We start from the raw sequence: 8,599 nt of genomic DNA, 5'->3' as shown, positions 1-8,599 counted from the left end.
TGCACTCGACGCCGCCACCACCGCCGGCGGACCCACTGCGGCCACAGCATCCGTCCCGCCGGACAAGCCCGTCGACACACCGATGGCTGCCACGTCGCCGCACGACGATCCCAGCCCCGCCGAGTCGCAGGGCGCCACGCCCACCCCGCAGGAGCAGGAGCATCCGAAGCTGCCGCCGAGCGCCGCGGACCTGGAGCGGCTGGCCGCCGGCACCCACTCGGGCCCGCACTCGATCCTCGGCGCGCATCCGGCAGGGCCGGGCAGGACCGCGATCCGCACCCTGCGCCCGGAGGCCAGCGCGGTCAGCGCCGTGATCAAGGGCCAGCGCTATCCGCTGGAGCAGCTGCACCCCGGCGGCATCTTCGGCGCGGTCCTCGACGTCGGCCCGACCGACTACCGGCTCGAGGTCAGCTACGGCGAGCAGAAGTTCATCGTCGATGACCCCTACCGGTGGCTGCCCACGCTGGGTGAGCTCGATCTGCACCTGCTCGGCGAAGGCCGGCACGAGCAGCTGTGGGACGTCCTGGGCGCGCACGTGCGCAGCTACGACACCCCCGACGGGCAGGTGACCGGCACCTCGTTCGCGGTCTGGGCGCCCAACGCCCGGGCGGTCCGGGTGGTCGGTGACTTCGACTACTGGTCCGGACGGGCGTTCCCGATGCGCTCGATGGGCGGCCCGGGGATCTGGGAGCTGTTCGTGCCGGGCGTCGGCGACGGCTGCCGGTACAAGTTCCAGATCCTCGGCGCCGACGGCGAGTGGCGTGACAAGGCCGACCCGATGGCCTTCGCCACCGAGGTGCCGCCGGCGACCGCCTCGGTGGTGTTCACCTCCTCCTACGTCTGGGGCGACGGCGACTGGCTGGCGGCCCGGGCACACACCGCCTGGCACGCCGCGCCGATGTCGATCTACGAGGTGCACCTGGGATCCTGGCGGCTCGGCCTGACCTACCGGGAGCTGGCCGTCGAGCTGGTCGACTACGTCCGCGACACCGGCTTCACCCACGTCGAGTTCCTGCCGGTGGCCGAGCATCCCTACGGCGGCTCGTGGGGCTACCAGGTGTCCTCCTACTTCGCCCCGACGTCGAGGTTCGGCAGTCCGGACGACCTCCGCTACCTGATCGACGCGCTGCACCAGGCCGGCATCGGGGTGATCGTGGACTGGGTCCCGGCGCACTTCCCCAAGGATTCCTTCGCGCTGGCCCGCTTCGACGGCACCCCGCTGTACGAGCATGCCGACCCGCGGCGCGGGGAGCAGCCGGACTGGGGCACCTACGTCTTCGACTTCGGCCGCAGCCAGGTCCGTAACTTCCTGGTCGCCAATGCCCTGTACTGGCTGGAGGAGTACCACATCGACGGCCTGCGGGTGGATGCGGTGGCCTCGATGCTCTACCTGGACTACTCCCGCAAGGCCGGCGAGTGGTTGCCCAATATTCATGGGGGCCGGGAGAACCTGGAGGCGGTCGCGTTCCTGCAGGAGATGAACGCCACCGTCTACAAGCGGGTGCCCGGCGTGATCACGATCGCCGAGGAGTCGACGTCCTGGCCGGGCGTGACCCGTCCGACCCATCTCGGCGGCCTCGGTTTCGGCTTCAAGTGGAACATGGGCTGGATGCACGACACGCTCGGCTACATCGAGCACCAGCCGGTCCACCGGCAGTACCACCACCACGAGATGACGTTCTCGATGGTCTATGCGTACTCGGAGAACTACGTGCTGCCGTTCAGCCACGACGAGGTGGTGCACGGCAAGGGCTCCCTGTTGAACAAGATTCCTGGCGACCGCTGGCAGCAGATGGCGACCTTGCGCGCGCTCTATGCCTTCATGTGGGCACACCCCGGCAAGCAGTTGATCTTCCAGGGTTCGGAGTTCGCCCAGGGCGGCGAGTGGAGCGAGGGACGCGCGCTGGACTGGTGGCTGCTCGACGGCGCCGAGCACGCCGGGGTACGCAGGGTGGTCGCCGACCTGAACCGGCAGTACCGCGGCGACCGGGCGCTGTGGTCGCAGGACACCCTGCCCCAGGGCTTCAACTGGATCGACGCCAACGACGCCACCGGCAACGTGTTCTCGTTCCTGCGATGGGGCGACGACGGCTCGGTGCTGGCGTGCGTGGCCAATTTCTCGGCGGTGCCGCACGAGTTCTACCGGTTGGGACTGCCCAAGGCCGGCCGCTGGGACGAGGTGCTCAACACCGATGCCGAGATCTATGGCGGCTCCGGCGTGGGCAACCTCGGCGCGATCACTGCCGGGGGTGACAGCTGGCACGGCCAGCCCACCTCGGCGACCGTCCGGGTGCCGCCGCTGGGCGCGCTGTGGCTGCGCTACCGCGCGGAGGCCGAACCGCAGGCCGGCGAGGACGCCGGACTGAGCGAGGACGCCGGACTGAGCGAGGACGCCGGAGCCGGTGAGGACGCCGGGGTCGCTGAGAATGCGGGCGTCGCCGGGAATGCGGGCGTCGCCAAGAATGCGGGTGTCGCCGAGTTGCGGGCTCCTACGGCTGGGGACAGCCACCGGTAGGCAGCAGGAGGTGAGGGCTAGGTGCCGAGACCGGCCCACACCGCCGCAAATCAGCGGAACCTGTCACGCAGAGTCACTCAATTCGGCATTCCTCTGGTCGATTCGTAACTAAACGTAATCGACACGGAGGAACTTGAATGTCTCGCCTGATCCGTCCGGCCACGGCCGGCATTGCCTTTTTGCTTACCTGCGGCGTGCTCGCCGCCGGCAACCCGGCCTTCGCCGCAGGGAAGAGCCACACCAAGCCGGCCGCGCACAGCCGCACCTCGCACAGCCACGCCACGCACAAGCCGGTGGACAAGCTGGCCGGTGTACGCAAGGGCGCCAGCAAGGCGCTGGCCGCCGACGTCGCCCGGGTGAAGCGGATCGCGGCAGCAGAGGCCGCCTCACCGCTGCTGTCCGCGGACGACAAGTCCGCCCTGGCCGCGGCCACCGCTGCCGACCTCACGGCGCTGGCAGCCGACGCTGCCGCGGTCACCGCCGCCACCTCGGCCAAGGCCATCCAGGCCGCCACCCAGGCGGGCCAGCGGACCGTCCAGGGCGCCGATCTGCAGTTCAAGGTCCTGCTGGCCGCGGCGAAGGCGCAGGCCGCGGCGGCCTCGCTGACCACGGATGCCACCGCCGTGAGCGATGCGGCAGCGACGCTGGCCGCTGAGGGTGCTGACGTCAGCACCGTCACCACCCCGCTGGCGGACCTGGCCACCCAGGTCGGCCAGGCGCAGGTCAGCGCCACCAGCGCCCGGGCCACCGCCCTGGCAATGCCGGCCGCCCCGAGCGTGACCGGCCTGCGGACCGCGAAGGCCGCAGCCCACAGCGACCTCGCGGCTGCCGGGCTGGCGCTGGACACCGCCGAGCAGCACCTGGCCAGCGCCACGGCGGCGCTGACTGCGCTGCAGACCCCGGCTCCCTGAGCCGTGCCTCCCGGTACTGCGGCGTTCGCCAGCAGGGCTGGGAAGAGGACCGCGGAATCATGGCTGACCGCCGCACCTGCCCACGGGGTGCGGCGGTCAGTTCGGCTTGTGGGCCATCGACGCAAGCCCAGCCTGCGGCGTGAGGGTCGGCGCCCGGTAGCAGGCGGGGCACCCCGATCGGCCGTAGCCGGGGGGCGTGCGCCACGTCACGTGCGGCGGAACTCAACTCCAGGCCCCATCAGGGCGATTGGTAACTCAACCCCCTCGACACGGAAGGCCTTTGATGAGTCGCTTGTTCCGCCCCGCCATGGCCGGCATCGCAGTTCTGCTCACCTGCGGAATCCTCGGCAGCGCCAACCCCGCATTCGCCGACAAGAGCGCGAAGGTGAGCCCCGCCGACAAGGTCGCCGTGGTGTCGCCGGATGACAAGGTCGCCCTCACGCCTGACGACAAGGTCGCCCTCACGCCTGATGACAAGGTCGCAGGGACCGACGACAAGGTCGCCTGACCCCCTTCCTGCGTTATCCGCCGACGCGATGCGGATACGCACGCCAGGGCGACGAATTCGCGTGCCAGTCGAGCCGAGATCTCCCGAGCAAGCACTCACCAGCCACTCAACGACCGCCGTGCGCCGAAGCCGCTCCCGCGAACCCGGTGTGCGGCGGTCGCGTGTGAGCCACCATGGAATACAGCGGGCGGAGCTGTAGTTCAGGCATGTAGTTGCAGACGCAACGAACTGAGGAGGCTGAGGATATGGCTGCGGTGACTGCTGACACCATGACCCTGCCCCGGGTGGCTGGGGCCGCCCTGGGCGACGTCGAGCGCCAGGTGCTCGCGGTGTCTACCGCGCCGGCTGGCATGGAGGGCGAAGGCTTTCCGGTGCGCCGGACGATGGCAGGCATCGACTACCGCTACCTGGACCCGTTCATCATGATGGACCACATGGGCGAGGTGGACTACGCCGCCGGCGAGCCCAAGGGCACCCACTGGCACCCGCACCGGGGCTTCGAGACGGTGACCTACCTCATCGAGGGCCAGTTCATCCACCAGGACACCCACGGCGGTGGCGGCGTCATCACCGAGGGCTCGACCCAGTGGATGACCGCCGGCGCGGGGCTGCTGCACATCGAGACCCCGCCGGAGAAGCTGGTCGAAGAGGGCGGGCTGTTCCACGGCTTCCAGCTGTGGGTGAACCTGCCGGCCAAGGACAAGTTCCTGACGCCCAACTACCAGGGCATCGAGGCCGGCCAGATCACCCTGCTGGCCAGCGCCGACGGCGGCTCGCTGCTGCGGGTGATCGCCGGCGAGGTGGACGGTCATCAGGGTCCGGGATCGACGCACACCCCGATCACCCTGCTGCACGCCTCGATCGCTGCCGGCTCGCAGCTGTCACTGCCCTGGCAGCCGACCTACAACGCGCTCGGCTACGTGATGGCAGGCTCGGGGACGGTCGGGCCGAAGGCGGAGCCGATCCACGCCGGCCAGCTCGCGGTGTTCGGGCCCGGTGACCGGATCACGGTCAGCGCCGATGCCCGCCAGGACAGCCGGACCAGCACGCTGGAGGTCATCCTGCTCGGCGGCGAGCCGATCCGGGAGCCGATGGCGCAGTACGGCCCGTTCGTGATGAACACCCGCGCCGAGCTGCAGCAGACGGTGGCCGACTACCAGGCCGGCCGGCTGGGCGTGATCCCGCCGAACGCGATCATGCCGCACGTCCCGCGCGGCCAGCGCAGCCCGCTGGAGGACTGACCCGCGCCGAGGCCCGCGACCCGGCACGGCGTCTGCCACCCGCGCAGCGTCTGCCTTCCCGGCCGCGGGCCACTGGCGGTAGCTTGCCGAGCAGGTCAGCTCAAGCGCGCCGATCAGCCGGGCACCGACACCGACCGGCAGCCGAGGGTCTTGGTGCTGCCAATCCCGTAGATGTTGGGCGCGTAGACACATACCTCGTGCAGTCCCGGACTGGCTGGCATCAGCACCTTGAAGCCGCGCGCCGCGCCCCAGCGCGGGTAGTGCGCGCCCACGTCCAGCCGCGTCTGGTTGGCCCAGATGCTGACCTGGCCACCTGGCCGCGCAGACACCACTACCGGCACCGCCCCCGTGCTGTTCGGGTCGAGTGCCCAGCCGGTCACGAGAATTCCCTGCCCGGACGGGACCACCGAATCCAGGTGCCCGATCGGGGTGCCGCTGACGAACACCGTTCGGCAACCCAGCGACACCGTGGCGCCGGAGCCGGCGGCGTTCAGCGCGCGTACGCACACGGTGTGCCAGCCTGGAGCCGCATTCAGCGTCAACCGGAACCCATGATTGTTGCCGTAACCCGGATAGTGGCTGCCGACGTCGGCGCGCAGGCTGTCGGCCCGGACCGTGACCACGCTGCTGTCCAGCTGGACGGTGACCCGGGTCGCCGCGGCGGTGTCCGGATCGATCGCCCAGCCACGTAGGGAGACCGCCGCTACCCCTGGCGTCACGTTGTCCACCCTGCCCACCGGGTTGCCGGCGCGGTCTGGCACGCCGCGCGAAACGGCCAGCCGGCGTCGCTCGCTGACGGTCGGCCAGGCGTTCGGACGGCAACCCTGCATCGAGATGGACTGCTGCTGCATCACCGGCGCGAGCTGACCCGAACCGCCGCAGAACCCGTGGCCGAAGCCCAGCCAGTGACCGGTCTCGTGGTTGAGCACCATCCGCCGGTAGCCGGCCAGCGAGGCTCCGGTGGCATTCCAGGATGGCGAGCCGGTCAACCAGCGGGTCTCGTTGACCACCACGTTGCGGCCGACTCTGCAGGAATAGGTGCTGTCGCAGGGCCACCCGAAGCCGGGCACCCGGCTGGCGGCGGCCAGCCAGAGCGTGAAGCTCCCGCCCGAGGCGACCCGTCGAAAGGCGATCGAGCCGCCCAGACCCCATCCCAACCGGTCGGCGTAGGTGCTCGCCGCCGCGGCCGCGAACGATTCCAGGCTGCTGCTGTTGGCCAACCCGCGCACCTGGTAGGTGTAGACGATCTGGGGCGCGGCCGCAGCGGACGGCTGGCCGACACCGACAACGCAGCCGGCTATACAGAGCAAGACCACTACCAGGGTTCGGACGGGCTGACGGCGCATCGGACCCTCCTGCCACCTCGTGGGATGGGCGTGATGCTGCCAGCCAGACTCACCCGCCGGCCGGCGAACGGGGCCGACGTTGCCAATCCGTTGCCCAGCCGGCTGGTGTACGCAGCTGCACAACAGACATGCCCTCGGGTCGCCAGAGCGACCGGAGGGCATGTCAGTCGAAGCGGACCGGGAGGCGCCGCCGCTCAGAACAGGGCGTTGGCCAGGTCCCGCCGCGCCGGTGGCACCCGCGGGTCGTCCGGGCCGAGCAGCTCGAAGTACTCCACCAATCGGTCCCGGACCGGCATCCGGTCCTCCCCGCGCAGCCGCCGCACCAGCCCGATCAGCCTGCGAAACGCAGCCTCGACCTGGTTGGCGGCAAGCTCGGCATCGGCCGCGGCGAGCTGCACGTCGACATCATCGGGCGCCAGCACCGCCGCGTGCAGCGCGTCCTGCGGCAGCACCGACAGCCGGCGCAGCAGCCCCACCTGCCGCAACGCCAGCTGGGCCTCGACGTTGGCGGGCTCGGCGTTCAGGATCGCCTGGTAGCGCTCGGCCGCCAGGTCGAAGTCACCGGCCTCCAGCGCGTCCTCGGCGGCGGTGAACCGCTCGTCCTCCGGCGGCGCGGGCGGGCCGCTCTCCGGATCGGCTCCAGCACCCGGGCCGGACAGCCCGGCCTGGCTGGCCGCCTGCAGCAGCGCCGCCAGGAACTCGCGCACCTGCGGCTCCGGCAGCGCGCCCTGGAAGCCCGGGATCAGCTGGCCGCCGATCACCGCGAACACCGTCGGGATGCTCTGCACCTGCAGCATCTGGGCGATCCGCTGGTTGGCCTCCACGTCCACGGTGGCCAGCACCCAGCTGCCCCCGGACTCGTTCGCCAGCCGCTCCAGCAGCGGCGAGAGCTGCTTGCACGGCTCGCACCACTCCGCCCACAGGTCCAGCAACACCGGCACCTGGAAGGAGCGGTCGAGCACCTCGGCCTGGAAGTTGGCCTCGGTCGCGGCCACCACGTACTTCCCGCCGGACGGCGGCGGCGCGCTGGCCGCGCGGGCGGCGGCTTCGGAGCGGGCCTTCACGGCAGCCAGGTCGACCGCCCCCGACATCGCCGCGATGGCGGCAGGCGACGGGGACGGCGCGGACTTAGAACGGGCGGGACGGGAACCAGGACGCATGACTGACATTTTTCCAGTCCCGGCTCAGCAGCCGATCAGCGGCCCGGCTACCCGGCCTCGCCCGCCCATCAGAACCGGGCGGGCTCGCGGTGCTCGCCCCACAGCGGCTTGAACGCGTTGCAGATCTCGCCCAGGGTCGCCTCGGCGCGGACGGCGTCCAGCATGGCCGGCACGGTGTTCTGCCCGGCCTCGGCGGCGGCCACCATCCGCTGCAGCGCCTCGGTGACGGCCGCGGAGTCCCGGCTGGCGCGGCGGCGCTGCACCAGGTCCCGCTGCTCCCGCTCGACCTCGTGGGAGACCCGCAGAATCTCCAGCGGCTCGCCGTACTCGCCCTGGTGGACGTTGACCCCGACCACCCGCTTGTCGCCCTTCTCCAGCGCGACCTGGTACCGGAACGCCGACTCGGCGATCTCGCCGGTGAACCAGCCGTCCTCGATGCCGCGCAGCAGGCCGGCGGTCATGGTGCCGTCGCCGCCCATCTCCTTGATCTGGGCGAAGATCTTCTCGGCCTCGGCCTCGATCTTGTCGGTCAGCGCCTCGACGTACCACGAGCCACCGAGCGGGTCGGCGACGTTGAGCACGCCGATCTCCTCGGCGATCACCTGCTGGGTGCGCAGCGCGATCTGGGCCGCCTTCTCGCTCGGCAGGGCCAGCACCTCGTCGAGGGCGTTCGTGTGCAGCGAGTTGGTGCCGCCGAGCACCGCCGCCAGCGCCTCGACCGCCGTCCGCACGATGTTGTTGTCCGGCTGCTGGGCGGTCAGCGAGACGCCGGCCGTCTGGGTGTGGAAGCGCAGCTGCTGGGCCTTGTCGGTCGTCGCGCCGTAGACGTCGCGCAGCCAGCGGGCCCAGATCCGGCGGGCCGCGCGGAACTTGGCGATCTCCTCGAAGAAGTCGACGTGCGCGTCGAAGAAGAACGAC

At 70.9% G+C, this 8,599-nt stretch carries 7 protein-coding genes; 4 read left to right on the top strand and 3 right to left on the bottom strand.

What is annotated here, in order from left to right:
- The first annotated feature begins 82 nt into the window (after positions 1-82).
- The 4 genes from glgB to VF612_RS00195 all read left to right on the top strand — a co-directional run bounded on the left by glgB (position 83) and on the right by VF612_RS00195 (position 5,175).
- Positions 83-2,515, top strand: coding sequence for a 1,4-alpha-glucan branching protein GlgB (gene glgB, locus VF612_RS00210; RefSeq protein WP_408657831.1), 2,433 nt, complete (start codon positions 83-85; stop codon positions 2,513-2,515).
- A 137-nt stretch (positions 2,516-2,652) separates the two neighbouring features.
- Positions 2,653-3,426 (top strand): hypothetical protein, encoded by a 774-nt coding sequence (locus tag VF612_RS00205; protein WP_408657830.1) that lies wholly within the window; start codon positions 2,653-2,655, stop codon positions 3,424-3,426.
- Between the two features lie 307 nt (positions 3,427-3,733).
- Positions 3,734-3,934 (top strand): hypothetical protein, encoded by a 201-nt coding sequence (locus VF612_RS00200; RefSeq protein WP_408657829.1) that lies wholly within the window; start codon positions 3,734-3,736, stop codon positions 3,932-3,934.
- Positions 3,935-4,179: 245 nt separating this feature from the next.
- Positions 4,180-5,175 (top strand): pirin family protein, encoded by a 996-nt coding sequence (locus VF612_RS00195; protein WP_408657828.1) that lies wholly within the window; start codon positions 4,180-4,182, stop codon positions 5,173-5,175.
- Between the two features lie 113 nt (positions 5,176-5,288).
- Here VF612_RS00195 and VF612_RS00190 read toward each other — a convergent pair whose 3' ends face one another.
- From VF612_RS00190 to VF612_RS00180, 3 genes are all read right to left on the bottom strand, one after another.
- Positions 5,289-6,521: a DUF3152 domain-containing protein gene (locus tag VF612_RS00190; protein ID WP_408657827.1), complete on the bottom strand. Its 1,233-nt coding sequence runs from the start codon at positions 6,519-6,521 to the stop codon at positions 5,289-5,291.
- Positions 6,522-6,715: 194 nt separating this feature from the next.
- A complete protein-coding gene (locus tag VF612_RS00185; RefSeq protein ID WP_408657826.1) occupies positions 6,716-7,690 on the bottom strand; it encodes a tetratricopeptide repeat protein in 975 nt (324 codons plus the stop codon).
- Between the two features lie 59 nt (positions 7,691-7,749).
- Positions 7,750-8,599 (bottom strand): methylmalonyl-CoA mutase family protein (locus tag VF612_RS00180; protein WP_408657825.1); only part of this gene is annotated, 850 nt, incomplete at its 5' end.

Source organism: Jatrophihabitans sp., from assembly GCF_036388195.1.
Taxonomy (GTDB): domain Bacteria; phylum Actinomycetota; class Actinomycetes; order Mycobacteriales; family Jatrophihabitantaceae; genus Jatrophihabitans_A.
Note: the sequence above shows the minus strand (reverse complement) of the source record. Positions and strands in the feature narration are given on the sequence as shown.